This is a genomic window from Burkholderia sp. BCC0097, assembly GCF_902832985.1.
Lineage (GTDB): Bacteria > Pseudomonadota > Gammaproteobacteria > Burkholderiales > Burkholderiaceae > Burkholderia > Burkholderia orbicola.
Genome location: NZ_CADFDM010000003.1, coordinates 713,153 through 738,034 on the forward strand (window position 1 = coordinate 713,153; position 24,882 = coordinate 738,034).

23 protein-coding genes are annotated in these 24,882 nt (G+C 68.5%); 17 read left to right on the plus strand and 6 right to left on the minus strand.

Going from position 1 to position 24,882, the window contains the following annotated elements; genetic code table 11:
- Nucleotides 1-228: 228 nt before the first annotated feature.
- The 6 genes from HWX07_RS12970 (at nucleotide 229) to HWX07_RS12995 (ending at nucleotide 7,956) form a co-directional block, all read left to right on the plus strand.
- Complete coding sequence (locus tag HWX07_RS12970) at nucleotides 229-894, plus strand: paraquat-inducible protein A (RefSeq protein ID WP_011544616.1); 666 nt, start codon at nucleotides 229-231, stop codon at nucleotides 892-894.
- A complete protein-coding gene (locus tag HWX07_RS12975) occupies nucleotides 891-1,526 on the plus strand; it encodes a paraquat-inducible protein A (RefSeq protein ID WP_006476876.1) in 636 nt (211 codons plus the stop codon). Before HWX07_RS12970 ends, HWX07_RS12975 begins: the two co-directional genes overlap by 4 nt.
- Entirely contained in the window at nucleotides 1,519-3,138 is a 1,620-nt protein-coding gene (locus tag HWX07_RS12980; protein ID WP_175808047.1) for an MlaD family protein, read from the plus strand. Before HWX07_RS12975 ends, HWX07_RS12980 begins: the two co-directional genes overlap by 8 nt.
- Nucleotides 3,135-3,851, plus strand: a complete 717-nt coding sequence (locus HWX07_RS12985) for a PqiC family protein (RefSeq protein ID WP_175808048.1) — start codon at nucleotides 3,135-3,137, stop codon at nucleotides 3,849-3,851. The genes HWX07_RS12980 and HWX07_RS12985 overlap by 4 nt, the downstream gene beginning before the upstream one ends.
- 498 nt (nucleotides 3,852-4,349) lie before the next feature.
- On the plus strand, nucleotides 4,350-6,479 hold the full coding sequence (locus HWX07_RS12990; protein ID WP_175876503.1) for a site-specific recombinase: 2,130 nt from the start codon (nucleotides 4,350-4,352) through the stop codon (nucleotides 6,477-6,479).
- Between the two features lie 172 nt (nucleotides 6,480-6,651).
- On the plus strand, nucleotides 6,652-7,956 hold the full coding sequence (locus HWX07_RS12995; protein ID WP_006476879.1) for a class I SAM-dependent RNA methyltransferase: 1,305 nt from the start codon (nucleotides 6,652-6,654) through the stop codon (nucleotides 7,954-7,956).
- Between the two features lie 73 nt (nucleotides 7,957-8,029).
- Here the strand turns inward: HWX07_RS12995 and HWX07_RS13000 are convergent, their stop codons facing one another.
- Nucleotides 8,030-8,191: a toxin-antitoxin system, toxin component gene (locus HWX07_RS13000; RefSeq protein WP_175876504.1), complete on the minus strand. Its 162-nt coding sequence runs from the start codon at nucleotides 8,189-8,191 to the stop codon at nucleotides 8,030-8,032.
- A gap of 152 nt (nucleotides 8,192-8,343) precedes the next feature.
- Here HWX07_RS13000 and HWX07_RS13005 point away from each other — a divergent pair, with 152 nt between their 5' ends.
- Together HWX07_RS13005 and HWX07_RS13010 are read left to right on the plus strand one after the other, a co-directional pair.
- Nucleotides 8,344-8,748: a glyoxalase gene (locus tag HWX07_RS13005; protein ID WP_074801233.1), complete on the plus strand. Its 405-nt coding sequence runs from the start codon at nucleotides 8,344-8,346 to the stop codon at nucleotides 8,746-8,748.
- Between the two features lie 73 nt (nucleotides 8,749-8,821).
- Nucleotides 8,822-9,508, plus strand: coding sequence for a YafY family protein (locus HWX07_RS13010; RefSeq protein ID WP_011544611.1), 687 nt, complete (start codon nucleotides 8,822-8,824; stop codon nucleotides 9,506-9,508).
- A 73-nt stretch (nucleotides 9,509-9,581) separates the two neighbouring features.
- Here HWX07_RS13010 and HWX07_RS13015 read toward each other — a convergent pair whose 3' ends face one another.
- Entirely contained in the window at nucleotides 9,582-10,505 is a 924-nt protein-coding gene (locus HWX07_RS13015) for a carbon-nitrogen hydrolase family protein (protein ID WP_175876505.1), read from the minus strand.
- Nucleotides 10,506-10,591: 86 nt separating this feature from the next.
- Here HWX07_RS13015 and HWX07_RS13020 point away from each other — a divergent pair, with 86 nt between their 5' ends.
- Nucleotides 10,592-11,512: a LysR family transcriptional regulator gene (locus HWX07_RS13020; protein ID WP_175876506.1), complete on the plus strand. Its 921-nt coding sequence runs from the start codon at nucleotides 10,592-10,594 to the stop codon at nucleotides 11,510-11,512.
- 92 nt (nucleotides 11,513-11,604) lie between these two features.
- Here the strand turns inward: HWX07_RS13020 and HWX07_RS13025 are convergent, their stop codons facing one another.
- The 3 genes from HWX07_RS13025 to HWX07_RS13035 are packed head-to-tail and all read right to left on the minus strand — an operon-like array spanning nucleotide 11,605 to nucleotide 14,533.
- Entirely contained in the window at nucleotides 11,605-13,059 is a 1,455-nt protein-coding gene (locus tag HWX07_RS13025; RefSeq protein WP_006483443.1) for an NAD(P)(+) transhydrogenase (Re/Si-specific) subunit beta, read from the minus strand.
- Nucleotides 13,056-13,382: an NAD(P) transhydrogenase subunit alpha gene (locus tag HWX07_RS13030; protein WP_006476884.1), complete on the minus strand. Its 327-nt coding sequence runs from the start codon at nucleotides 13,380-13,382 to the stop codon at nucleotides 13,056-13,058. The genes HWX07_RS13025 and HWX07_RS13030 overlap by 4 nt, the downstream gene beginning before the upstream one ends.
- Before the next feature lie 11 nt (nucleotides 13,383-13,393).
- Complete coding sequence (locus HWX07_RS13035; RefSeq protein WP_175876507.1) at nucleotides 13,394-14,533, minus strand: Re/Si-specific NAD(P)(+) transhydrogenase subunit alpha; 1,140 nt, start codon at nucleotides 14,531-14,533, stop codon at nucleotides 13,394-13,396.
- 278 nt (nucleotides 14,534-14,811) lie between these two features.
- Here HWX07_RS13035 and HWX07_RS13040 point away from each other — a divergent pair, with 278 nt between their 5' ends.
- The 3 genes from HWX07_RS13040 to HWX07_RS13050 all read left to right on the plus strand — a co-directional run bounded on the left by HWX07_RS13040 (nucleotide 14,812) and on the right by HWX07_RS13050 (nucleotide 18,209).
- Entirely contained in the window at nucleotides 14,812-15,321 is a 510-nt protein-coding gene (locus HWX07_RS13040) for an NUDIX hydrolase (RefSeq protein ID WP_175876508.1), read from the plus strand.
- Nucleotides 15,318-16,472: a tRNA 2-thiouridine(34) synthase MnmA gene (gene mnmA / locus HWX07_RS13045; RefSeq protein WP_175876509.1), complete on the plus strand. Its 1,155-nt coding sequence runs from the start codon at nucleotides 15,318-15,320 to the stop codon at nucleotides 16,470-16,472. Before HWX07_RS13040 ends, mnmA begins: the two co-directional genes overlap by 4 nt.
- 117 nt (nucleotides 16,473-16,589) lie before the next feature.
- Entirely contained in the window at nucleotides 16,590-18,209 is a 1,620-nt protein-coding gene (locus tag HWX07_RS13050; RefSeq protein ID WP_175876510.1) for an FMN-binding glutamate synthase family protein, read from the plus strand.
- Nucleotides 18,210-18,319: 110 nt separating this feature from the next.
- Here the strand turns inward: HWX07_RS13050 and HWX07_RS13055 are convergent, their stop codons facing one another.
- Nucleotides 18,320-18,934: a glutathione S-transferase N-terminal domain-containing protein gene (locus HWX07_RS13055; protein WP_027813221.1), complete on the minus strand. Its 615-nt coding sequence runs from the start codon at nucleotides 18,932-18,934 to the stop codon at nucleotides 18,320-18,322.
- Nucleotides 18,935-19,121: 187 nt separating this feature from the next.
- On the opposite strand from HWX07_RS13055, the gene HWX07_RS13060 reads away from it, so the two are divergent.
- From HWX07_RS13060 to purH, 5 genes are all read left to right on the plus strand, one after another.
- Nucleotides 19,122-20,507 carry an aminopeptidase P N-terminal domain-containing protein gene (locus HWX07_RS13060; RefSeq protein WP_175876511.1) on the plus strand — a complete coding sequence of 462 codons (1,386 nt, stop codon included), beginning with the start codon at nucleotides 19,122-19,124 and terminating at the stop codon, nucleotides 20,505-20,507.
- A 37-nt stretch (nucleotides 20,508-20,544) separates the two neighbouring features.
- Nucleotides 20,545-21,732 (plus strand): UbiH/UbiF/VisC/COQ6 family ubiquinone biosynthesis hydroxylase, encoded by a 1,188-nt coding sequence (locus tag HWX07_RS13065; RefSeq protein WP_175808051.1) that lies wholly within the window; start codon nucleotides 20,545-20,547, stop codon nucleotides 21,730-21,732.
- Between the two features lie 137 nt (nucleotides 21,733-21,869).
- On the plus strand, nucleotides 21,870-22,937 hold the full coding sequence (dusB, locus tag HWX07_RS13070) for a tRNA dihydrouridine synthase DusB (RefSeq protein ID WP_006476891.1): 1,068 nt from the start codon (nucleotides 21,870-21,872) through the stop codon (nucleotides 22,935-22,937).
- Nucleotides 22,934-23,167, plus strand: coding sequence for a Fis family transcriptional regulator (locus tag HWX07_RS13075; RefSeq protein ID WP_006476892.1), 234 nt, complete (start codon nucleotides 22,934-22,936; stop codon nucleotides 23,165-23,167). Before dusB ends, HWX07_RS13075 begins: the two co-directional genes overlap by 4 nt.
- A 44-nt stretch (nucleotides 23,168-23,211) precedes the next feature.
- Nucleotides 23,212-24,777 (plus strand): bifunctional phosphoribosylaminoimidazolecarboxamide formyltransferase/IMP cyclohydrolase, encoded by a 1,566-nt coding sequence (gene purH / locus HWX07_RS13080; RefSeq protein ID WP_011694149.1) that lies wholly within the window; start codon nucleotides 23,212-23,214, stop codon nucleotides 24,775-24,777.
- Nucleotides 24,778-24,882 lie beyond the last annotated feature (105 nt).

The following is a 24,882-nucleotide window of genomic DNA, read 5'->3' on the forward strand; positions in this document are numbered from 1 at the left end:
CCGGTAAATTCGTCCGACGCATGTCAAGGGCGCCATGCTACCGCAACCTTTTGACGTGCGCGGACTCTGAGGACAGGCGCGCCAGCCGGCTGACGGCTTCCCGCCATGTTACCGATCGGTCACGAAACTCACGATCCTTGACGCATCGAAAAAGCCCTTTTGGTAAGATTGGCGCGGGTTCCGGCCCCGTCGACGTGTTCCCCCAGCCGTCGCAACACCGCCTTTTCCATGCAACGATACGACCTGATTGCCTGCCACGAATGCGACGCACTGTTGCATAAACCGCGCCTGAGCGGCCGCCAGATCGCGCGCTGTCCGCGCTGCGACGCGCTGCTCTATCGCAACAGCACCACGCAGATCGAGCGCATCACCGCGCTCGCGGTCGCCGCGCTCGTCACGTTCATCATCGCGCAGACGTTCCCGATCCTCGAAATGGACCTGAACGGCACGCGCGTGCAAACGACGCTGATCGGCGCGATCGACACGCTGTGGCATCAGGACATGGAGATCGTCGGCGTGATGGTGTTCTGCTCGACCGTGCTGTTCCCGCTCGTCGAGATGGCCGCGCTGCTGTACGTCCTGCTGCCGATCCGCCGCGGCGTCGTGCCGCCCGGCCTCAACCTCGTGCTGCGCACGATCCAGCTCGTGCGGCCGTGGGGGATGATCGAGGTGTTCATGCTCGGCATCCTGGTCACGATCGTGAAGATGGTGAGCCTCGCACGCGTCGTCCCGGACGCGGCGCTGTTCGCGTTCGGCGCGCTCACGCTGATGACCGCCGTCGTGCTGATGTTCGACCCGCGCACGGTGTGGGACATCGCCGACGACCTGCGCGCCGGCCGCGCGCCGGCGCGGCCCGACCCCGCCGCGCCGCTGCCGGACGCACCCCGCCGATGACGAGCCCCACGCCGACCGCCGCCCGCGAGGGCTATGCCAGCTGCCACGCGTGCGGGCTCGTGCAGACGATCGACCAGCCGCACGCGCATTGCGCGCGCTGCGGCAGCGCGCTGCACGTGCGCACCCCGAACAGCATCATGCGCACGTGGGCGCTGCTGCTCGCGGCCGCGATCCTCTACATTCCGGCGAATCTGCTGCCGATCATGCGCACGTCGTCGATCGTCGGCTCGCAGCAGGACACGATCATGAGCGGCGTCATCTATTTCTGGACGTCCGGCGACTGGCCGCTCGCCGTGGTCGTGTTCGTCGCCAGCATTCTCGTGCCGATGCTCAAGCTCGGCGTGCTGACGATCCTCGTCACCAGCGCGCAGCGCCGCGCCGCCTGGCGGCCGCTGCAGCGCACGCGCCTCTACCGGATCGTCGAGCGTATCGGCCGCTGGTCGATGCTCGACATCTTCGTCGTGACGCTGACCGTCGCGCTCGTCCATTTCCGTTCGCTCGCCGTCATCACGGCCGGCCCCGGCGCACTCGCGTTCGGCTCGGTCGTGATCCTGACGATGCTCGCGTCGATGCAGTTCGATCCCCGTCTGATCTGGGATCCAGTCGAAACCTCAGGGAATCACCATGAATAGTCCACAAGGCCCGCAGCACGACGCGCCCCGGCCGCCCGATCCGACGATCTCGACGAAAAGCGGCTGGCTGCCGTCGCTCGTCTGGCTCGTGCCGCTGATCGCCGCGCTGATCGGCATCGGCCTCGTGATCAAGTCCGTGCGCGAGCGCGGTCCGGAAATCACGATCAGCTTCCACAGCGCCGAAGGGCTCGAGCCGGGCAAGACCCAGGTCAAGTACAAGGACGTCGAGATCGGCACGGTCAAGACGATCAAGTTGTCGAAGGACCTGTCGCGCGTGCTGGTCCAGGTGCAGCTCAAGAAGGAAGCGGAAGACTTCGCGGTCAAGGGCTCGCGCTTCTGGATCGTGCGGCCGCGCGTCGGCGCGACGGGCGTATCGGGGCTCGGCACGCTGCTGTCCGGCGCGTACATCGGCGTCGACGCCGGCCACGGCCAGGACACGCTGACCGACTTCACCGGCCTCGAAACGCCGCCCGCCGTCACGGGCGACCAGAAAGGCACGCAATACGTGCTGCGCGGCGATTCGCTCGGCTCGGTGGACATCGGCTCGCCGGTCTACTACCGCCGCGTCCAGGTCGGCCAGGTGGTCGGCTTCTCGCTCGACAAGGACGGCACGGGCGTCACGTTCAACGTGTTCGTCAATGCGCCGTACGACCAGTACGTCGGCATGAATACGCGCTGGTGGCAGGCGAGCGGCGTCGATCTGCGGCTCGATTCGAGCGGCCTGAAGCTGAACACGCAGTCGCTCGCGACGGTGATCCTCGGCGGCATCGCGTTCCAGACGCCGCCGAACCAGGGCAGCGGCACGACCGCGCCGAACAACACGACGTTCCGCCTCGGCTCCGACGAGGGCGACGCGATGCGCGACCCGGACGGCCAGCCGCTGCAGGTCGTGATGAACTTCAACCAGTCGCTGCGCGGGCTCGCCGTCGGCGCGCCGGTCGACTTCCGCGGCATCGTGCTCGGCGAAGTGACGAACATCGGCATCGATTTCGATCCGAAGACGAAGAACTTCCTGATGCCGGTGACGATGAACGTCTATCCGGAACGCCTCGGCCGCCGCTTCCGCGAGACGATCGAAAGCAAGGGCGAACCGGCGCGCCGCGAGATCGTCGAGCGGCTCGTCCAGCACGGGCTGCGCGGCCAGTTGCGCACCGGCAACCTGCTGACGAGCCAGCTGTACGTCGCGCTCGACTTCTTCCCGAAGGCGCCGCCCGTGAAGATCGACACCGCCCACCTGCCGTTCGAGCTGCCGACCGTGCCGAACACGCTCGACGAGCTGCAGCTGCAAGTCGCCGACATCGCGAAGAAGCTCGACAAGGTGCCGTTCGACCAGATCGGCGCGAACCTGAACAGCGCGCTCGCGAACGCCGACAAGCTGTTCAAGCAGCTCGACACGCAGGTCGCGCCGGAAGCACGCGACACGCTGTCGGCCGCGAAGCAGACCTTCTCGACCGCCGAGGCAACGCTGCAGCAGGATTCGCCGCTGCAATCCGACGTGCGCGGCGCGCTGAAGGAGCTCACGCGCACGCTGCAATCGCTGAACGCGCTCGCCGACTATCTGGAGCGCCACCCCGAATCGCTGCTCAAGGGCAAGCCAGGAGATAAACAATGACGACACGCGTGAACGGTTTCGCGAGCGGCGCGGCGGCGCTGCTCGCCGCACTCGCGCTCGCCGCGTGCAGCTCGCCGCCCGCGCGGTTCTACACGCTCAGCCCGGCCGACGCCGCGGCGCCGCTGCGCACCGCGCCGGCCAACCCGGCGTTCCTCATCGAGGTGCCGTCGGTCGGCGTGCCCGAGCAGGTCGCGAAGAGCCAGCTGGTCGTGCAGAAGAACGCCGCGCAGGTCGACGTGCTCGAGCAGGAACGCTGGGCATCGCCGCCCGCCGACGAGATCCGCCGCGCGCTGTCGGACGATCTGGCCGCGCAGCTCGGCACGATCGACGTCGCGAATTCCGCGTATCCGGCCGGCGTGCCCGTGTACCGCATCAGCGTGAACGTGCAGCGCTTCGAATCGTGGCCGGGCAAGCGCGCCGCGGTCGATGCCGTCTGGAGCGTGCGCTCGCTCGCCACGCAGGCCGTGATGACCTGCCGCACGAGCGTCGCGGAACCGGTCGCCGACGGCTACGACGCGCTCGTCGCCGGCCACCGGCGCGCGCTCGACGTGATTGCCACGCAGGCCGCGGCCGGCGTGCGCGCGATGGCCGCCCGCCGCGGCGCGCCGGCGCCCGCTGCCGGCGGCAAGACGGCCGCCGCGCCGGTCGTGCCGTGCCCGGCCAACCCGACGTCCGGCGGCGACGCCGGCGCGACGGGCAAGTCCGGCGCCTAAGCGAACGCGCACGGCGCGCGGACGAACGTTCGACACGACGTTCGCCTGCGCGGTGTGGAATGGCGCCGTGCGGGCGGCAGCATGCGCCGCCCGTCGTCGGCTACACGCCGCTGCAACCGGCCGCGCTCGCCAGCCATAGTCGGCAGGACACCGCCTTTACCGGCCGAACGGCCATGACATTCTTTGTCAAAGCTGCCGGAACCCGCGCCATGCAATGCGGTCGGCTTGCGTTTTCCGGCCCGATTGACGATCCTACGCACTTTCAGGCTCGCGCCGTTCGTCGTGCGCGCGAGCCAGCGGCGCCGGGCCGCGCTCGGCCCGACCGCCGTGGCTCCCGGCGCCCGCACGCGAATCGCGTGCACCGCGGCGGGGCAGCCGCATCGCGGGTCGCCGTGCCCGTCCGGCACCGGCCCCGTCTCACCCGTTCTCACCGGCGCCGCGCCGTTTCCCCGGCCGGCATCCCGAACCCGCCCGTCCCGGGCTTTCGCTATCCCGTTTATGTTTCGTTCCCTGACGACCCTGATCAAGAAGTGGCGCGCGTCGCGCAATGCCGGTCACCAGCTCGATGCGCTGCTCGCCAACGCCGACGCCGACGCGTCGTATGCCGAGCGCAGCGAATGGCTGATCGAGCTCGCGCACTGGCTGCGCCGCAACGGTACGGTGCAGGACACGCCGGCCGAGCGCGACGCCGACACGCGCACGTATCCGGCCCATGCGCGGCTGCGCTACCTGTTCCACGTGCTCGACCGCAACCCTGCGTGGAAAGCGCACGCGGCGCGCATCCTGCGCGGCATCCTGCGCGAGTGCGACGGCATCTCGCTGCTGTGCGACGCCGGCATGCCGGTGCATTCGGGCTTCTTCGGCGCGCTGTTCGAGCGGATCGATTCGTCGCTGATCCCGCCCGCACCGAACCGCCGCGAGCTGTCGGCGCTGTTCACGCTGATGTTCCCCGCGCCCGAGGACGCGAAATGGATCGACGCGCTGCCCGACGACCTGCTCGCGCGCCTCGCCGCCCTGATCTCGTTCGACGTCACCGAGGAAGAGCGCCACGAGCCCGGCTCGTTCTCGCGCGACCTGCTGGCCGCGCTGCACAACCTGACTTGCCAGATCAGCTCGACCGGCCTGTCGCAGACGGTGCGCAGCCGGCTGTCCGACGACGATGCGCGCAAGCCGCTGGAACGCCAGCCGCTCGAATCGCAGCCGTTCTACCGCCTCACCCGCGCGATGCTCGCGGTCGAGACCGCGCATGCGGCCGTCGAGGACGGCGGCGACCCGAGCAAGCTGCTGCACGAGGTGAACTACCTGCGCGTGCTGCTCGACGAATGCCGGACCGCCGTCGACGACGTGTTCGCCCACCTGTACCGCAACGGCGTGTCGGTCGACATCGTGTTCCAGGTCGAGCGGATGCGCATGCGCATCCTGCGCGCGGAAACGCTGCTGAACGCGTGGATGGCGCGCGACGACCTGCACGGGATGGCGCACCTCACCGCCGAGCTGGTCGACGCGAACCAGAACAGCCAGAGCGTCGCGCACCTCGTGCGCAGCAACTTCTCGCTGTTCGCGCGCAAGCTCGTCGAGACCAACGCGGACACCGGCGAGCACTACATCTCGCGCGGCCGCACCGAGTACCTGAAGATGCTGCGGATGGCCGCGGGCGGCGGCCTCGTCACCGTCGTGACCGTGTGCGTGAAGTTCGCGATCACGGGCGCGCACCTGCAGTCGATGCTCGAAGGGCTGCTCGCGGGCATCAACTACGCGGCCAGCTTCATGCTGATGCACTTCCTGCACTTCACGCTCGCGACCAAGCAGCCCGCGATGACCGCGCCGACGCTCGCGCGCGAGCTCGACGACACCGGCCACGAGGAAGGCGTGAAGACGTTCGTCGCGTCGGTGATCGCGCTGATCCGCACGCAGGCGGCCGCGATTTCCGGCAACGTGCTCGTCGTGCTGCCCGTGTGCCTGCTCGTGCAGCTGTTCGCGAGCAACGTGCTGCACGCGAACCTGATCTCGCCGGAGAAGGCGCACGCGACGCTGCATTCGTTCTCGCTGCTCGGCCCGACGCCGTTCTATGCCGCGCTCACCGGCGTGCTGCTGTGGGCGTCGAGCCTGCTCGCGGGCTGGGCCGACAACTGGTTCGTGCTGCACCGGGTCGGCGACGCGCTCACGTACAACCGCCGGCTGCGCCTGACGCTCGGCGCGGCCGGCGCCGCGAAGCTCGCGCATTTCTGCCGCTCGAACGTCGCCGGCGTGGTCGCGAACGTCGGCCTCGGCCTGATGCTCGGCCTCGTGCCGGCGATCGTCACCGTGTTCCTGTTCCCGTTCGAGGTGCGGCACGTGACGCTGTCGGCCGGCTCGATCGGGGTCGCGCTCGGCGTGCTGGGCAAAGGTGCGCTTGGCACGCCGGAGCTGTGGTGGGCCGCCGCCGGCGTGCTCAGCATGGCGATCCTCAACGTGCTCGTGAGCTTCGCGCTCGCGTTCACGATGGCCGTGCGCTCGCGCAGCCTGCGTCCGACCAAGGTGCGCGCGCTCGTCGCGGCGATCGTCCGCACGGTGCTGTCGAACCCGCTCGCGCTGTTCTGGCCGGCGGCCAACCCCGCCGCGCGCGCCGGCCAGCCGGGCACGCATTGACCGGCGGCGGGGTGGCGGCGCCTGCCCGGCCGCCCCTCGCCACCCTTCTCGCCCCTCCAGGCCTTCCGGCACGCGCGAGCGGCGGCCGCGCCGGCGCTTCCGCGCCGAAACGCCGGCCCCGGTCGCCCGCGCCGCGTACAATAGTGGACTTTTGCACGTCCTCACCCGCCTTATGTCCTCGCCCACCCTGTTCGAATTCTTCGCCCCCTGCCCGCGCGGCCTCGAAGCGGCGCTTGCCGCCGAGCTGGCCGAAATCGCCGGCCGCCACCTGAACGGCGCGCCGTTCACCGCGGGCGCGCAGGTGCCGGGCGGCGTCCATTTCAGCGGCGGCTGGGCCGCCGGCATGGCCGCGAACCTCCATTCGCGCATCGCGAGCCGCATTCTGCTGAAGATCGCGCACGGCCCGTACCGCAACGAACAGGACGTCTACGCGCTCGCGCTCGAGCAGCCGTGGGAACGCTGGTTCGCGTCGACGCAGACGCTGCGTATCGACATCACCGCGATCAAGTCGCCGCTGAAAAGCCTCGAATTCACGACGCTGCGCGTGAAGGATGCGATCTGCGACCGGATGCGGGAGAAAACCGGCTCGCGCCCGAGCATCGACACCGGTGCGCCGGACGTGCGCGTGTTCGCGTTCCTGACCGTCAACGAGTGCACGCTGTATCTCGACACGTCGGGCGAGCCGCTGTTCAAGCGCGGCTGGCGTCTCGACAAGGGGGCCGCGCCGCTGCGCGAGAACCTCGCGGCCGGCATCCTGCGCCTGACGGGCTGGACGCCCGGCACCGCGCTGTACGACCCGATGTGCGGCAGCGGCACGTTCCTCGCGGAAGCCGCGCAGATCGCGCTCGGCGTGGCGCCCGGCGTCGAGCGCCGGTTCGGCTTCGAAAAGCTCAAGCAGTACGACATCACCGCGTGGCAGGGGCTGAAGGTCCCGGCACTCGACGCGAAGCGGGCGGCGCGTGCCAAGCGCGGCGAAGCGCTCGGCGTGTACGGCAGCGACATTTCCGGCGACATGCTCGAAAAGGCGCGCGCGAACCTCGAGCGCGCGGGCGTGCCGTCGGTGTGGCTCAAGCAGGTCGACGCGCGCGGGATGACGCCGCCGTGCGACGGGCCGGGCATCCTCCTCGCGAACCCGCCGTACGGCGAGCGGATCGAAGTGCGCGGCCGCAGCGCGCGCGGCGAGGTGCGCGAAACCGGCCGCAACCGCGGCAACGACGACGCATTCCGCCGCACGCACACCGACGCGCCGGACAGCGAGTTCTTCAACGCGCTCGGCGATGCGCTGAAGCAGCGCTTCACGGGCTGGCAGGCGTTCCTGCTGACGTCCGACCGTTCGCTGCCGGGCCAGTTGCGCCTGCGCGAATCGGCCAAGACGCCGCTGTTCAACGGCGCGCTCGAATGCCGGCTGTTCCGCTTCGACCTGATCGCCGGCAGCGTGAAGGCACGCCCGGCGGCAGCGGAAGGCGACGACGCGTAAGCCAGCCGTTCGCTTTCACGCGCAACGACTTCCAGGGGCCGCCATCGCGGCCCCTGTGCTTTTCCGGAGCCGGTCAGGGCTTCGAGTGCAACCAGCGCGCCATCGTGAACGGCAGCGCGTGCCCCGTCTCGAGCAGCGGCTTCAGGCTCGACGGCACGACCGGCCAGCCGCCGCGAATCCCGCGATCCCTCTCCGAACCGGGCGCGAGCCCGTCCTGCGCGACGGTCAGCTTCACGACGCCCTCGAGCGGCTCGACCCGATAGATGACAACTCTACTGACAATACGGTGTCAGCAGCCCGCGATCACACTGCAATCCCGGCGCAATGCAGGCTGGTTTCCACACCGAATCCGCATAACAACGCAAACAACGCAACAAGGAGCTCGTCATGACGTCAGCAACCGCCACTGCCATCCCGGAACGCGCGATCGCCTGGTTCGACATTCCGTCCCTCGATTTCGACCGCGCGATCCGCTTCTACGAAACCGTGCTGCAAACCACGTTGCAGCGCGCGGTCATCGGCGGCGTGCCGATGGCGACGTTCGATCGCGACGCGTCGAGCACGGGCGGCAGCATCGTGTTCGATCCGCAGCAGATCAAGCCGAGCGCGAACGGCGTGCTCGTCTACCTGAACGCCGGCGAATCGGTCGTCGCGGCGCTCGAACGCGCGAAGCGCGCGGGCGGCGTCGTGCAGGGCTCGGTCGTCGAGCTGCCGAACAACTACGGCTACGTCGGCTACCTGATCGACACGGAAGGCAACCGCGTCGGCCTGCACGCGCCGAAATGCCACTGAGCGCAGCAGTCAGCGCGCCGGCGCGGCGCTATCATCGCGACGTCCCCGTCGCCAGAGGAATCGAGGTGCTGTCATGACCCGCCGTGCCGACCGCCTGTTCCAGATCGCCGAGCTGTTGCGCGGGCGTCGTCTCACGACCGCGCAGCAACTGGCCGACTGGCTGTCGGTGTCGCCGCGCACGGTCTATCGCGACGTGCGCGACCTGCAACTGTCAGGGGTGCCGATCGAAGGCGAAGCCGGCATCGGCTACCGGCTGAACCGCAACGCGAGCCTGCCGCCGCTCACGTTCACGGCCGAGGAGCTGGCGGCGCTCGCCACCGGCGCGCGCATGCTCGAGACCTGGGGCGGGGCGCGCTTCGCGAGCGGCGCGCGCTCGGCGCTCGCGAAGATCGCGTCGGCGATGCCGGCCGACAAGCGCACGGCGCTCGACCGGCTGCCCGTGTTCGCGCCGTCGTTCCACATCGACGAGACGTTTTGCGCGAAAGTCGACGCGATCCACCAGGCGATCGACACGCGCCACATCGTCAGCTTCGACTATCGCGACCGGCTCGGCGCGCATTCGCAGCGCCGCGTCTGGCCGCTCGGGCTCGTCTACTGGGGCGGGCGCTGGACGATCGGCGCGTGGTGCGAGCTGCGCGGCGATTTCCGCACCTTCGACATCGCGCGGATGGGCGACATCACCGTGCACGAGCAGTTTCCGGACATGGAAGGCCGGCGGATCGCCGACTACATGCGGATCGCGGAAGCGCCGATGCGCTGACGCGGCAAGGCGGTGGGCGTACGCCGCCGCCCTTCATGTTCCGGGCGCCGTATGGCGCCCGGCCCTGCTTTCGTCACCCGCCGAACACCACCGGCCGCTTCGGCCGCTCGTCGACGTGCAGTGAAAACACGTCCGCACGCGCGTAGTGGCCGACGACGTCGAAGTCGTAGCGCGCCTTCACGAGCTCGTCGGTGTCGATGCACGCGGTCACGAGCCCGGCCTCGCCGATCAACGGCTCCGTCAGCAGGTCGCCGAGCGGCCCGACGATCACGCTGCCGCCGCGAATCAGCGGCCGCTCGGGGTCCCAGCCCGGCACGTCGATGCCGAGCGCGCGCGGCGACGGCTGCACCTGGCACGCGCTCACGACGAAGCAGCGCCCCTCGTGCGCGATGTGCCGCATCGAGCTCTGCCACACCTCGCGCTCGTCGACGGTCGGCGCACACCAGATCTGCACGCCTTTCGCGTACATCGCGCAGCGCAGCAGCGGCATGTGGTTCTCCCAGCAGATCGCGGCGCCCGCGCGGCCCGCGGCCGTGTCGACGACCGGCAGCGTCGAGCCGTCGCCCTGCCCCCAGATCAGCCGCTCGGTGCCGGTCGGCATCAGCTTGCGGAGCTTCGCGACGAGCCCGTCGCGCGGATCGAAGAACAGCGCCGTGCAGTACAGCGTGCTGCCGCCGCGCTCGATCACGCCGACCACGAGGCTCGCGCCGGTGCGCTGCGACAGCGCGGCCAGCTCGTCGGTTTCCGGCCCCGGCACGTCGATCGCCTGCGCGGCGTAGCGCGCATACGCGTCGCGCCCCTCGGGCAGCCGGTAGCCGAGCCGCGTGCCGAAGATTTCGCCTTTCGGATAGCCGCCGAGCACGGCCTCGGGCAGCACGACCAGCGACGCGCCGCTGTCGCGGATCGCGGTTTCGTAGCCGAGGATCGTGTCGAGCGTGGCGCGTGTGCCGGCGGGCGATGCGCCGATCTGCAGCGCGGCGATGACTGAGGTGGACATGGTGGCGTCTCCGGTAAATGCGGTGAATGGGATGCCATCTTTGTCGATATCATTTCATCGATCAAATCGATATAACGATAACTGACATGAATGCGGATGATATCGCCGGCCTCGACCTGAACCTGCTGAAGGTGTTCGAGGCGCTGTACGAGGAAGGCGGCGCGAGCCGCGCGGCGCTGCGGCTCGACCTCACGCAGTCGGCGGTCAGCGCGGCGCTCGGGCGGCTGCGCGTGATCTATGCCGATCCGCTGTTCGTGCGAACCGGGCGCGGGCTCGCGCCGACGCCGCGCGCGGACGAACTGAAGCCGATCCTGTCCGATGCGCTCGACCGCTGCCGCGAAAGTCTCGCGATTGCCGCCGACGGCGGCGACCGCGTCGGCCGCACGATCTCGATCGGGCTGTCCGACGATTTCGAGATCGCGCTCGGCCGTGCGTTGATCGACGCGGTCGCGCACGAAGCCGCCGGCATCCGGCTGATCTTCCGGCAGACCCACAGCGGCATCGCCGGCGACGCGCTGCTCCGGCACGGCGTCGACCTCGCGATCGCGTCGGGCGGATTCTCGGCGAACGGGCTCAGCCGGCGCGCGGTCGCGACCGGCGGCTATGCGTGCCTGATCGATCCGGCCGGCCGCGCGCGGGCGCCGCGCACGCTGACGCTCGCCGATTTCCTGCGGCGCGACCATTTGCTCGTGTCGTCGGGCGGCGTGATCGGGATCGTCGACGAGGCGCTGGCCGCGCTCGGCCACAAGCGGCGCGTCGCGGCATCGACCACGCATTTCGCCGCGCTGCCGTACCTGCTCGCCGGCTCCGACGCGGTCGCGACGATTCCCGCGCATGCGGCGCATGCGATCGCGCAAGCAACCTCGCTGCGTGCGCTCGCGTGCCCGGTCGACCTGCCGCGCTATCCGGTCGAAATCGGCTGGCGCACGAGCACGCAGCGCGACCCGGCGATCGTGCGCGTACGCGACGCGATCGCCGCCTGCGTCGCACGCCTCGTCGCCCCATGAAAAAGGCCCGACCGGCTTCTTGTACCGGTCGGGCCTGTCCGGAGGCACGGCGCCCGCGCATCGAAGCGGGCGCCGCGTAGCCGGTGCCTGCGTTACTCGACGGCCTTCACCATGTCCTCGATGACCTTCTTCGCATCGCCGAACACCATCATCGTCTTGTCCATGTAGAACAGGTCGTTGTCGAGGCCCGCGTAGCCGGCCGCCATCGAGCGCTTGTTGACGATCACCGTGCGCGCCTTGTACGCCTCGATGATCGGCATCCCCGCGATCGGCGATTTCGGATCGTTCTTCGCGGCCGGGTTCACGACGTCGTTCGCGCCGAGCACGAGCACCACGTCCACCTGGCCGAATTCGCCGTTGATGTCCTCCATCTCGTGCACGATCTCGTACGGCACTTCCGCTTCCGCGAGCAGCACGTTCATGTGGCCCGGCATCCGCCCCGCGACCGGGTGGATCGCGTACTTCACGTCGATGCCTTTCTCGACCAGCTTGTCGGTCAGCTCCTTCAGCGCGTGCTGCGCACGGGCGACGGCGAGCCCGTAACCGGGCACGATCACGACCGATTCCGCGTTGCCGAGCATGAACGCCGCGTCGTCGGCCGAGCCCGACTTCACCGGCCGCTGCTCCTGCGCGCCCGCCGCGCCGCCGGCCGCCGCTTCCCCGCCGAACCCGCCGAGGATCACGTTGAAGAACGAGCGGTTCATCGCGTGGCACATGATGTACGACAGGATCGCGCCCGACGAGCCGACCAGCGAGCCGGCGATGATCAGCATCGCGTTGTTCAGCGAGAAGCCGATGCCGGCCGCGGCCCACCCCGAGTACGAGTTCAGCATCGACACGACCACCGGCATGTCCGCGCCGCCGATCGGGATGATGATCAGCACGCCGAGCACGAACGCGATCGCCGTCATGATGATGAACGGCAGCCACGCCTGCGTGATGAAGAACAGGATGCCGAAGCCGAGCATCGCGATCGCGAGCATCAGGTTGATCAGGTGCTGGCCGGCATACACGACCGGTGCGCCCTGGAACAGCCGGAACTTGTACTTGCCCGACAGCTTGCCGAACGCGATCACCGACCCGGAGAACGTGATCGCGCCGACGAACGTGCCGATGAACAGCTCGACGCGGTTGCCGTACGGGATGAAGCTCGACGACACCGCGTCCTGCGGCACGAGCCCGAAGGCTTCCGGCTCCGACACCACCGCATACGCGATGCACACGGCCGCGAGACCGATCAGCGAGTGCATCGCCGCGACGAGTTCCGGCATCTTCGTCATCTCGACGCGGGCGGCGACGAATGCCCCGACGCCCCCGCCGACGATCAGCGCGCCGAGCACCAGCGCGAGGCCGAGCGGCAGGTTCGCGCCGAGCCACGCGGCCTGCTTGACGATCAGCGCGATCGTCGTGAGGATCGCGATGGCCATCCCGACCATCCCGAACAGGTTGCCGCGCCGCGCGCTCTTCGGGTTCGACAGCCCCTTGAGCGCCTGGATGAAGCACACCGACGCGACGAGGTACAACAGCGTGACGACGTTCATGCTCATCGCGCGCCCTCCTTGCCGCCCTCGACACGCTTGGGCTCCTTCTTGCGGAACATCTCGAGCATTCGCCTCGTCACGAGGAAGCCGCCGAACACGTTGACGGCCGCGAGCGCGACCGCGAGCGTGCCGAAGAACTTGCCGGTCGCACCGACGGTGAGCGCCGCCGCGAGCATCGCGCCGACGATCACGATCGCCGAGATCGCGTTGGTCACGGCCATCAGCGGCGTATGCAGCGCCGGCGTGACGTTCCAGACGACGTGGTAGCCGACGTACACCGCCAGCACGAAGATGATCACGTTGATCACCGTGTGATTGATGACTTCCATGGTCTCCTCCGTTATTTGCGCGTGAGCTCGCCGTCGCGGCACAGCAGCGTCGCGGCGACGATGTCGTCGGTCAGGTCGATGTTCAGCGTGCCTTCCTTCGTGACGATCAGTTTCAGGAAATCGAGCAGGTTGCGTGCGTACAGTGCCGACGCGTCCGACGCGACCATCGAGGCCAGGTTCGTGTAGCCGGCGATCGTCACGCCGTTGTGCACGACCACCTGGTCGGCGACGGTCAGCGGGCAGTTGCCGCCCCTGCGGCCGTCGATTTCGGGGCCGCGGCCGGCCGCGAGATCGACGAGCACCGAGCCCGGCTTCATCGACTGCGCGGTGTCGACCGAGATCAGCGTCGGCGCCGGGCGGCCGGGAATCAGCGCGGTCGTGATCACGATGTCGGCCTGCTTCGCGCGCTCGTGCACGAGCGCGGCCTGGCGGCCGAGCCACGACGGCGGCATCGGGCGCGCATAGCCGCCGACACCCTGCGCGGCTTCGCGCTCTTCGTCGGTTTCGAACGGGACGTCGAGGAATTTCGCGCCGAGCGACTCGATCTGCTCCTTCACGGCCGGCCGCACGTCGGATGCCTCGATCACGGCGCCCAGCCGCTTCGCGGTCGCGATCGCCTGCAGGCCCGCGACGCCCGCGCCGAGAATCAGCACGCGTGCCGCTTTCACGGTGCCCGCGGCCGTCATCAGCATCGGCATGAAGCGCGGATACAGCGACGCGGCCACCAGCACGGCCTTGTAGCCGGCAATGTTCGCCTGCGACGACAGCACGTCGAGACTCTGCGCGCGGGTCGTGCGCGGCGCGGCCTCGAGCGCGAAACCGGTCACGCCGGCCGCGGCGAGTTTCGCCGCCTGCTCGCCGTTGAACGGCTCGAGCATGCCGACCAGCACGGCGCCGCGCTTGAGCAACGGCAGTTCGGCGTCGGTGGGCGCCTGGACCTTCAGCACGAGATCGGCGGCAAAAGCGGCCGACTGGTCGGTCAATTCGGCGCCGGCGGCCACATAGGCTTCATCGGGATAGCTGGCGGCACTGCCGGCCCCTTTCGCGATACTGACCCGATGGCCGGCCGCCGCGTATTTCTTCACGGTTTCCGGCGTCGCGGCCACGCGCGCCTCGTTGGCCCGCGTTTCAGCAGGCACTCCAATATGCATCGTCAGTTCCTCCAGTCATTGTCAGTATTTCTTTTCTTGCATTCTTTACTGTGCAACGAGCCGGACAGGCTGACTTACCGGCTCACGAGCAACGGCTTTCACGCTGCACTTTAACCGAAAGCGATGCCCCCGCCAGCACTTTCCGCACGACCGTGCTCGAATGCGACATCCGTTTGGTCCGTGCCGTCGCGCCGCGCCGGGACGGATGAATTCCGAGGGTCGGATTCGTCTAACCAGACAGCCGGCAGCGTTCGGGCGCAACCGGTAAAATGCCGGCCATGAAACCCGAACTCTGGACCCCGCATGTGACGGTCGCCGCGCTCGTCGAGCGCGCCGGCCGCTTTCTCGTGATCGAGGAAGAAACCTCGACGGGCCTGCGCATCAATCAGCCGGCCGGTCATCTCGAAGCCGGCGAGACGCTGGCCGACGCCGTGATCCGCGAAACGCTCGAGGAAACCGCGCATCCGTTCACGCCCGACGCGCTCGTCGGCGTCTATCTCGCGCACTACGATCGCCCCGGCAGCGCCGGCGCGACCTACCTGCGCTTCACGTTCTGCGGCACGGCCGGCGAACCGGTCGCGGGCCACGTGCTCGACGACGGCATCGTGCGCACGCTGTGGATGACGGCCGACGAACTGCGCGCATGCAGCGAACGCCATCGTTCGCCCGCGGTGATGCGCTGCGTCGACGACTATCTCGCCGGGCGGCGCGTTCCGCTCGATTTCGTGCACACGCATTCGGTCGCTCCGCGCCCCGAGGCATTCGAACGTCAGGCGGTCGGCAAATGAGCAAGCGTCGTGTAGTGGTGGGCATGTCGGGCGGCGTCGATTCGTCGGTGACCGCATGGCTGCTGAAGGAACAGGGCTACGACGTGGTCGGCCTGTTCATGAAGAACTGGGAAGACGACGACGACGGCGAATACTGCTCGACGCGCCAGGACTGGATCGACGTCGTGTCGGTGGCCGACCTGATCGGCATCGATGTGGAAGCCGTCAACTTCGCGGCGGAATACAAGGATCGGGTATTCGCCGAGTTCCTGCGCGAATACTCGGCCGGCCGCACGCCGAACCCCGACGTGCTGTGCAACGCCGAGATCAAGTTCAAGGCGTTCCTCGATCACGCGATGTCGCTCGACGCGGAAATGATCGCGACCGGCCACTATGCGCGCGTGCGCGAGCGCGACGGGCGTTTCGAACTGCTGAAGGCGTTCGATCACACGAAAGACCAGTCGTACTTCCTGCACCGGCTGAACCAGGCGCAATTGTCGAAGACGATGTTCCCGCTCGGCCAGATCCCGAAGACGAAGGTGCGCGAGATCGCCGCGCAGATCGGGCTGCCGAATGCGAAGAAGAAGGATTCGACCGGCATCTGCTTCATCGGCGAACGGCCGTTCCGCGATTTCCTGAATCGCTACCTTCCGACGAAACCGGGCCCGATGAAGACACCCGACGGCAAGGTGGTCGGCGAGCACATCGGCCTCGCGTTCTACACGTTCGGCCAACGCAAGGGCATCGGCCTCGGCGGCAGCAAGAGCGGCAGCGGCGAGCCGTGGTTCGTCGCCGCGAAGGACATCGCGTCGAACACGCTGTACGTCGTGCAGGGCCACGATCATCCGTGGCTGCTGTCGCGCGAGCTCGTCGCCGGCAACGTGAGCTGGGTCGCCGGCGAGCCGCCGGCGGACGGCTTCGCGTGCGGCGCGAAGACGCGCTACCGGCAGGCCGATGCGGCGTGCGTGGTCGGCGCCGCGGCAGCCGGCCCGGCAGGTGAAGCGCGCTTCTCGCTCGCGTTCGACGATGCGCAGTGGGCGGTCACGCCCGGCCAGTCGGCCGTGCTGTACGACGGCGAGATCTGTCTCGGCGGCGGCATCATCGAATCCGCGGTAACCGGCCAACCCGGTCAGGCTGCAGCCCACGCTCCGGCGCTCGCCGAAGCACGCTGACATCCATTCGGTTTAGACTTGCGGCACCCGCGCCCGGCAGAACACGATTCCGCCGGGCGAGGATGCCGTCTTCGCAGCGTACGCATGGCGGCATTTCAGAATTCTTACGGAGTCCCCATGCTTTCAAGACGCTACCTCGCGATGTGGTGCGCCGTACTGCTGCTCGTCGCGGCGGCCGTGCTCGCGTCGGTCCACATCCTTTCCTGGCTCTGGATCATCATCCCCATCGCCCTCGTCGCGCTCGGCCTGTACGACCTGAACCAGGACCGCCACGCGATCCTGCGGAACTACCCGCTCTGGGGCCACTTCCGCTTCCTGTTCGAATTCATCCGACCTGAAATCCGCCAGTACTTCGTCGAGGACGATACCGACGAAAAGCCGTTCTCGCGTGCGCAGCGCAGCCTCGTCTACCAGCGCGCGAAGAACGTCGCCGACAACCGTCCGTACGGCACCGAGCTGAACGTGAAGGCCGTCGCGCACGAATGGATCAGCCATTCGCTCGCGCCGACGAAGCTGCCGAACCACGATTTCCGCATCCGCGTCGGCGCGACGCGCGCGCAACCGTACGACATTTCGATCTTCAACATCTCGGCGATGAGCTTCGGCTCGCTGTCCGCCAACGCGATCCGCTCGCTGAACCTCGGCGCGAAGAAAGGCGGCTTCGCGCACGACACCGGCGAAGGCTCGCTGTCGAAGTACCACCGCGAGAACGGCGGCGACATCATCTGGGAAATCGCGTCCGGCTACTTCGGCTGCCGCAACGACGACGGCACGTTCAACCCCGACAAGTTCGCGAAGCAGGCCGCCGATCCGCAGGTCAAGATGATCGAGGTGAAGCTGTCGCAGGGCGCGAAGCCCGGCCACGGCGGCGTGCTGCCGGCCGCGAAGATCACGCCGGAAATCGCCGAGACGCGCGGCGTGCCGATGGGCAAGGACTGCATCTCGCCCGCGACGCACTCGGAATTCTCGACGCCGCGCGGGCTGCTCGAATTCGTCGAGCGGCTGCGCACGCTGTCCGGCGGCAAGCCGACCGGCTTCAAGCTGTGCATCGGCCATCCGTGGGAATTCTTCGGGATCGCGAAAGCGATGCTCGAGACGGGCATCGTGCCCGACTTCATCGTCGTCGACGGCGCGGAAGGCGGCACCGGCGCGGCGCCGCTCGAATTCACCGACCACGTCGGCGTGCCGCTGCAGGAAGGGCTGCTGCTGGTGCACAACACGCTCGTCGGCATCGGCGTGCGCGACCGCGTGAAGCTCGGCGCGAGCGGCAAGATCATCACCGCGTTCGACATCGCGCGCACGCTCGCGATCGGCGCGGACTGGGTGAATTCGGCGCGCGGCTTCATGTTCGCGGTCGGCTGCATCCAGGCGCAGCACTGCCACACCGACCGCTGCCCGACCGGCGTCGCGACGCAGGACCCGGTGCGCCAGCGTGCGCTCGTCGTGCCCGACAAGGCCGAGCGCGTGTACAACTTCCACCGCAATACGCTGCATGCGCTGCAGGAACTCGTGCAGGCGGCCGGCCTCGCCCATCCGTCCGAGTTGCGCGCGCATCACATCGTGCAGCGGGTCGCGCCGCACGAGGTGCGGCTGATGTCGCAACTGCTGAAGTACCTGAAACCCGGTGCGCTGCTCGACGGCCAGACCTGCGGCTTCTCGCTGTACGACAAGTGGTGGCCGATCGCCCGCAGCGACTCGTTCACGCTCGGCGAAGCGGTGTACGCGTCGATCGACTGATGCAGGCGGCCGCCCCGCTCCGGCGGCGGGCGGCCTGCGCCGCAAAAAGAAAAGCGCCCCGCGGGGCGCTTTTCTTTCGTCTGCCGAATGCGTGAGGACCGGGCCGCGGCTCAGCTCTGCGGCGGCAGCGTATCGGCGAAGGATTGCCGCTGCAGCAGCTTCACGAAGTGCTTGTCGAGGTTCGGGTGGCGATCGCGCCAGTTGAGCTCGGGCATCCGGAAGTCGAGGTAGCCGAGCGCGCAGCCGAGTGCGATGTCGGCGAGCGTGTAGTGATTGCCGACGCACCACGCCTTGCCGCCGAGACCCTGCGACATCGCGACGAGCGCGTCGTCGATCTTGCGTTGCTGGCGCGCGATCCAGCTCGCGCTGCGCTGCGCCTCGTCGCGCATCGTGTGTTCGAGACGGATCGCGACGGCTGCGTCGAGCACACCGTCGCCCAGCGCTTCCCAGCAGCGCACTTCGACGCGCTCGCGGCCCGACGGCGGAATCAGCTTGCCGACCGGCGACAGCGTATCGACGTATTCGCAGATCACGCGGGAATCGAACACCGCGGCACCATCCTCCATCACGAGGCACGGGACCTTGCCGAGCGGATTCGATGCATGAATATCCGTCTCCGGCGCCCACACGTCCTCGAGCTCCAGCTTGTAGTCGATCTTCTTTTCAGCAAGCACGATCCGCGCCTTTCGGACGTACGGGCTGCTGAGCGAACCGATTAATTTCATCATCTGCCTTTTCAAGGGAACTGCCGAGAGTATACGTTGTCGTCGATCATAACCGGCCGGTGCAGCCGGGTAGAAAATCGCCCGTCCGGCCTGTGGATGGTTTGCAACAGCCGCCGCGCGGGCCTTGGCCGGTGCGGCTTCGGGCCCTGCTCTCACGCACCGCGTCGCGCGGCGCTACAATCGCACGATGAATGCGCCCCTCGATACCGCCATCGCCGTCGACGTCTACCGCCAGCGCCGTGAACGCGTGCTTGCCGCACTGCGTGCCGCGGGCGGCGGCGTCGCCATCGTCCCCACCGCGCCCGAAATGCTGCGCAACCGCGATACGGCCTACCCGTACCGGTTCGACAGCTACTTCCATTACCTGACGGGCTTCACCGAGCCGGATGCCGTGCTCGTGCTGAACGCGGCCGCGCCGCACGGCGCGCCGGAATCGATCCTGTTCTGCCGCGCCAAGAACGTCGACCGCGAGATCTGGGAAGGCTTTCACTACGGGCCCGACGCCGCGCGCGACGCGTTCGGCTTCGACGCGGCCTTCGCGACCGACGTGATCGACACCGAGATGCCGCGCCTGCTCGCCGATGCGGGCACCGTGCATTACCGGTTCGGCGCATCGGCCGACTTCGAGCGCCAGCTCGCCGGCTGGATCGACGCGGTGCGCGCGCAGGCACGCGCGGGCGTCGCCGCACCGGACGCGCTGCTCGACCTCACGCCGCTGCTCGACGACATGCGGCTCGTGAAGGACGAACACGAACTCGCGATCATGATGCGCGCCGCGCACATCTCCGCGCTCGCGCACCGCCGCGCGATGCAGGCGTGCCGCCCCGGCATCCGCGAATACGAACTCGAGGCCGAGCTGCTGTACCTGTTCCGCAAGCACGGCGCGCAGGCGCCCGCGTACGGTTCGATCGTCGCGGCCGGCGCGAATGCGTGCGTGCTGCACTATCCGGCCGGCAACGCGGCCGCACGGGACGGCGACCTGATCCTGATCGACGCCGCGTGCGAACTCGACGGCTATGCGTCGGACATCACGCGCACGTTCCCGGCCAACGGCCGCTTCTCGCCCGCGCAGCGTACGCTGTACGACATCGTGCTCGCCGCGCAGCAGGCCGCGATCGATGCGACGCGCGCCGGCGTGCCGTTCGAGGCGCCGCACGACGCGGCCGTACGCGTGCTCGCGCAGGGGCTGCTCGACACCGGCATCATCCCGAAAACGCGCTTCTCGAACGTCGACGACGTGATCGCCGAGCGCGCGTACACGCGCTTCTACATGCACCGCACCGGCCACTGGCTCGGAATGGACGTGCACGACTGCGGCGACTATCGCGAGCGGCTCGCCGCGCGCGATGCCAACGGCGCGCTGCCGTGGCGCACGCTGAAGCCGGGCATGACGCTCACCGTCGAGCCCGGCCTGTACGTGCGCGCGGCCGACGACGTGCCGCCCGAGTACTGGAACATCGGCATCCGCATCGAGGACGACGCGATCGTGCGCGAGCACGGCTGCGAACTGATCACGCGCGGCGTGCCGGTCGCGGCCGACGAGATCGAGGCGCTGATGCGCGCGGACGCATGACCGGGCGCCGACCGTTACCTCCGTTTCACGAATCAAGATGACGACCGCTTCCTCCCCGCCCACGCCGGATTACGACCTCGCCATCGTCGGCGCCGGCCCCGTCGGGCTCGCGATCGCCGGCTGGCTCGCGCGCCGCAGCGCGACGCGGCACGCATCGATCGCGCTGATCGATGCGCGCGAACCGGCCGCGAGCGCGAACGACCCGCGCGCGATCGCCGTGTCGCACGGCAGCCGCGTGCTGCTCGACACGCTCGCGTGGCCTGCCGACGCCACGCCGATCGAACATATCCACGTGTCGCAGCGCGGCCATTTCGGCCGCACGCTGATCGACCGCGACGAACACGCGCTCGCGGCGCTCGGCTACGTCGTGCGCTACGGCTCGATCGTGCAGGCGCTCGCGAGCGCCGTGCGCGGCACGCGGGTCGACTGGCTCACGTCGACCACCGCGCACACGCCGCAGCAGGACGCCGACGGCGTCACGCTGACGCTCGACGGCCCGCAAGGCGGGCGCGCGTTGCGCGCGCGCATCGTCATCAATGCCGAAGGCGGCCTGTTCCACCAGCAGCAGGCCGACGCGGGCAAGCATCGCCGCGACTACGGACAGACCGCGCTCGTCGGCACGGTCACGGTGTCGGCGCCGCGCCCGAACGTCGCGTGGGAACGCTTCACGCACGAAGGCCCGCTCGCGCTGCTGCCGCTCGGCGGGCCGCGCCAGGCCGACTACTCGCTCGTCTGGTGCTGTACGCCCGACGAAGCGGCGCGACGGGCCGCGCTGCCCGACGATGCGTTCCTGCGCGAGCTCGGCAGCGTGTTCGGCGAACGCATGGGCGAATTCGTCGCGATCGCCGGGCGCGCGTCGTTCCCGCTCGGCCTGAACGCGGCGCAGACGCTCGTCAGCGGCCGCATCGCGATCGTCGGCAATGCCGCGCAGACGCTGCACCCGGTTGCCGGCCAGGGGCTCAACCTCGGGCTGCGCGACGCGCACACGCTCGTCGACACGCTGTCCGCGCAAGGCTTCGAAGCGACCGCGCTCGCGACCTTCAACGCGCGCCGCGCGCTTGACCGGCGCTTCACGATCGGCGCGACCGACACGCTTGCGCGCCTGTTTACGATCGACGCGGGCCCGCTTCCGCTGCTGCGCGGCGCGGCGCTCACCGCGCTCGAATTCGTGCCGCCGCTTAAAAAGGTGATCGCGCGCCAGATGATGTTCGGTCAGCGCAACTGACGCGCGACGCACCGCACAGCCTCTCTAAGCAAACCAGCCAAACCGGGTCAAATCTGCGGGGCATGGGAATACGGTAAAATGCCCGTTTTCCGTCTTTCCTTCCCCTGCCCGCGCGTGTCGTGGGCGGCGCCATTGCGATGCCCGTTATCGGCCCTCACGTATTGCGTAACAACCTGTTCGTCGCCCCGATGGCCGGGGTGACGGATCGTCCGTTCCGCCAGCTGTGCAAGCGGCTCGGGGCCGGTTACGCCGTGTCCGAGATGGTCGCGTCCAACGCGCAGCTGTGGAAAAGCGCGAAGACGATGCGGCGCGCGAACCACGAAGGCGAAGTCGAGCCGATCGCGGTGCAGATCGCCGGCGCCGACCCGGCGATGATGGCCGAAGCGGCCCGCTACAACGTCGACAACGGCGCGCAGATCATCGACATCAACATGGGCTGCCCGGCGAAGAAGGTCTGCAACGTCGCGGCCGGCTCCGCGCTGCTGCAGAACGAGCCGCTCGTGCAGCGGATCGTCGAGGCGGTCGTCGCGGCGGTCGGCACAGGCCCCGATGCGGTGCCCGTCACGTTGAAGATCCGCACCGGCTGGGACCGCGAGCACAAGAACGCGATCACGGTCGCGCGCCTGGCCGAAGCGGCCGGCATCTCGATGCTCACCGTGCATGGCCGCACGCGCGCCGACCTCTACCGCGGCGACGCCGAGTACGACACCATCGCGGCCGTGAAGGCGGCCGTGCGGATTCCGGTCGTCGCGAACGGTGACATCACGTCGCCCGCCAAGGCGAAGGCCGTGCTCGATGCAACCGGCGCCGACGCGCTGATGATCGGTCGTGCCGCGCAAGGCCGGCCGTGGCTGTTCCGCGAAATCGATCATTTCCTGCAAACCGGCGAGCTGCTGCCCCCGCCGCGGATCGACGAGATCCAGCACGTGATGAACGAACACCTGGAAGACCACTACGCTTTCTATGGCGAATTCACCGGTGTGCGTACTGCGCGCAAGCACATCGGCTGGTACACTCGCGGCCTTTCCGGTGCCAACGGGTTCCGGCACCGAATGAACACGCTCGATTCCACCCGCGAGCAGCTCGCCGCCGTCAATGCTTTCTTCGAGGCGCAAAAGGCGCTGTCGGACCACCTCGTCTACGTCGATGACGAAGCGGAAAACAGCCAGGGCGAGTCGGACGACCATAACCAGTTAGCAGCATGAGCAAGCACAACATCGAACAATGTGTCCGCGAGAGCCTGGACGTGTATTTCCGGGATCTAGACGGCTCCAATCCGCACGACGTCTATGAAATGGTGATGTCCTGCGTCGAAAAGCCGATGCTCGAGGTCGTGCTCGTACAGGCCGGCGGCAACCAGTCGCTCGCCGCGGAGTACCTCGGCATCAATCGCAATACGCTGCGCAAGAAGCTGCAGCAGCACGGCCTGCTGTAGGCGGCCGTCCCGTCCCCGTTTCCCTGGCTATTGGTGGTTCCATCATGATCAAGCAAGCGCTCATTTCCGTTTCCGACAAGACCGGCATCGTCGACTTCGCGAAGTCGCTGTCCGACCTCGGCGTCAAGCTGCTGTCGACGGGCGGCACCGCGAAACTCCTCGCCGACGCCGGCCTGCCCGTGACCGAAGTGGCCGATTACACGGGTTTCCCGGAAATGCTCGATGGGCGCGTGAAGACGCTCCACCCGAAGGTGCACGGCGGCATCCTCGCCCGCCGCGACCTGCCCGAGCACATGCAGGCGCTGGAACAACACGGCATCCCGACGATCGACCTGCTCGTCGTGAACCTGTATCCGTTCGTCGCGACGATCGCGAAGGACGACTGCACGCTCGCCGACGCGATCGAGAACATCGACATCGGCGGCCCGACGATGCTGCGCTCGGCCGCGAAGAACCACCGCGACGTGACGGTCGTGGTCGACCCGGCCGACTACGCGGTCGTGCTCGACGAAATGAAGGCAAACGGCAACACGGTCGGCTACCCAACCAACTTCCGCCTCGCGACGAAGGTGTTCGCGCACACCGCGCAATACGACGGCGCGATCACGAACTACCTGACGAGTCTGACCGACGAGCTGAAGCACGCATCGCGCAGCACGTACCCGGCCACGCTGAACCTGGCGTTCGACAAGGTGCAGGATCTGCGCTACGGCGAAAACCCGCACCAGAGCGCAGCGTTCTACCGCGACCTGGCGACGCCGGCCGGCGCGCTGGCGAACTACCGCCAGCTGCAGGGCAAGGAACTGTCGTACAACAACATCGCGGATTCGGACGCGGCGTGGGAATGCGTGAAGACGTTCGACGCGCCGGCCTGCGTGATCATCAAGCATGCGAACCCGTGCGGCGTCGCGGTGGGCAACGACTCGGCCGACGCATACGCGAAGGCGTTCCAGACCGATCCGACCTCGGCATTCGGCGGCATCATCGCGTTCAACCGCGAAGTCGACGAAGCGGCCGCGCAGGCGGTGGCGAAGCAGTTCGTCGAAGTGCTGATCGCCCCGTCGTTCTCGGACGCCGCGAAGCAGGTGTTCGCCGCGAAGCAGAACGTGCGCCTGCTCGAGATTGCACTGGGTGACGGCCACAACGCATTCGACCTGAAGCGCGTCGGCGGCGGCCTGCTCGTACAATCGCTCGATTCGCGCAACGTGCAGCCGAGCGAACTGCGCGTCGTCACGAAGCGCCAGCCGACCGCGAAGGAAATGGACGATCTGCTGTTCGCGTGGCGCGTCGCGAAGTACGTGAAGTCGAACGCGATCGTGTTCTGCGGCAACGGCATGACGCTCGGCGTCGGCGCCGGCCAGATGAGCCGCGTCGATTCCGCGCGCATCGCGAGCATCAAGGCGCAGAACGCGGGCCTGACGCTGGCCGGCTCGGCCGTCGCGTCGGATGCGTTCTTCCCGTTCCGCGACGGCCTCGACGTGGTCGTGGCGGCCGGCGCGACCTGCGTGATCCAGCCGGGCGGCTCGATGCGCGACGACGAAGTGATCGCGGCGGCCGACGAGCACGGTATCGCGATGGTCCTGACGGGCGTGCGTCACTTCCGTCACTGATCGCGGCATGCGGCCCGTGAGGCCGCTGCACGGGAACCCGGCGGCATCACCCCCGCCGGGTTTTTTATTGCGCGGCGCCTTCGCGCGCGACCGGGCGACCGGCTG

Bases quoted from the DNA above. Each gene is read 5' to 3' on its own strand.
- HWX07_RS12970 (WP_011544616.1), top strand. From the start codon at position 229: ATGCAACGATACGACCTGATTGCCTGCCACGAATGCGACGCACTGTTG.
- HWX07_RS12975 (WP_006476876.1), top strand. From the start codon at position 891: ATGACGAGCCCCACGCCGACCGCCGCCCGCGAGGGCTATGCCAGCTGC.
- HWX07_RS12980 (WP_175808047.1), top strand. From the start codon at position 1,519: ATGAATAGTCCACAAGGCCCGCAGCACGACGCGCCCCGGCCGCCCGAT.
- HWX07_RS12985 (WP_175808048.1), top strand. From the start codon at position 3,135: ATGACGACACGCGTGAACGGTTTCGCGAGCGGCGCGGCGGCGCTGCTC.
- HWX07_RS12990 (WP_175876503.1), top strand. From the start codon at position 4,350: ATGTTTCGTTCCCTGACGACCCTGATCAAGAAGTGGCGCGCGTCGCGC.
- HWX07_RS12995 (WP_006476879.1), top strand. From the start codon at position 6,652: ATGTCCTCGCCCACCCTGTTCGAATTCTTCGCCCCCTGCCCGCGCGGC.
- HWX07_RS13005 (WP_074801233.1), top strand. From the start codon at position 8,344: ATGACGTCAGCAACCGCCACTGCCATCCCGGAACGCGCGATCGCCTGG.
- HWX07_RS13010 (WP_011544611.1), top strand. From the start codon at position 8,822: ATGACCCGCCGTGCCGACCGCCTGTTCCAGATCGCCGAGCTGTTGCGC.
- HWX07_RS13015 (WP_175876505.1), bottom strand. From the start codon at position 10,505: ATGTCCACCTCAGTCATCGCCGCGCTGCAGATCGGCGCATCGCCCGCC.
- HWX07_RS13020 (WP_175876506.1), top strand. From the start codon at position 10,592: ATGAATGCGGATGATATCGCCGGCCTCGACCTGAACCTGCTGAAGGTG.
- HWX07_RS13025 (WP_006483443.1), bottom strand. From the start codon at position 13,059: ATGAGCATGAACGTCGTCACGCTGTTGTACCTCGTCGCGTCGGTGTGC.
- HWX07_RS13030 (WP_006476884.1), bottom strand. From the start codon at position 13,382: ATGGAAGTCATCAATCACACGGTGATCAACGTGATCATCTTCGTGCTG.
- HWX07_RS13035 (WP_175876507.1), bottom strand. From the start codon at position 14,533: ATGCATATTGGAGTGCCTGCTGAAACGCGGGCCAACGAGGCGCGCGTG.
- HWX07_RS13040 (WP_175876508.1), top strand. From the start codon at position 14,812: ATGAAACCCGAACTCTGGACCCCGCATGTGACGGTCGCCGCGCTCGTC.
- mnmA (WP_175876509.1), top strand. From the start codon at position 15,318: ATGAGCAAGCGTCGTGTAGTGGTGGGCATGTCGGGCGGCGTCGATTCG.
- HWX07_RS13050 (WP_175876510.1), top strand. From the start codon at position 16,590: ATGCTTTCAAGACGCTACCTCGCGATGTGGTGCGCCGTACTGCTGCTC.
- HWX07_RS13055 (WP_027813221.1), bottom strand. From the start codon at position 18,934: ATGAAATTAATCGGTTCGCTCAGCAGCCCGTACGTCCGAAAGGCGCGG.
- HWX07_RS13060 (WP_175876511.1), top strand. From the start codon at position 19,122: ATGAATGCGCCCCTCGATACCGCCATCGCCGTCGACGTCTACCGCCAG.
- HWX07_RS13065 (WP_175808051.1), top strand. From the start codon at position 20,545: ATGACGACCGCTTCCTCCCCGCCCACGCCGGATTACGACCTCGCCATC.
- dusB (WP_006476891.1), top strand. From the start codon at position 21,870: ATGCCCGTTATCGGCCCTCACGTATTGCGTAACAACCTGTTCGTCGCC.
- HWX07_RS13075 (WP_006476892.1), top strand. From the start codon at position 22,934: ATGAGCAAGCACAACATCGAACAATGTGTCCGCGAGAGCCTGGACGTG.
- purH (WP_011694149.1), top strand. From the start codon at position 23,212: ATGATCAAGCAAGCGCTCATTTCCGTTTCCGACAAGACCGGCATCGTC.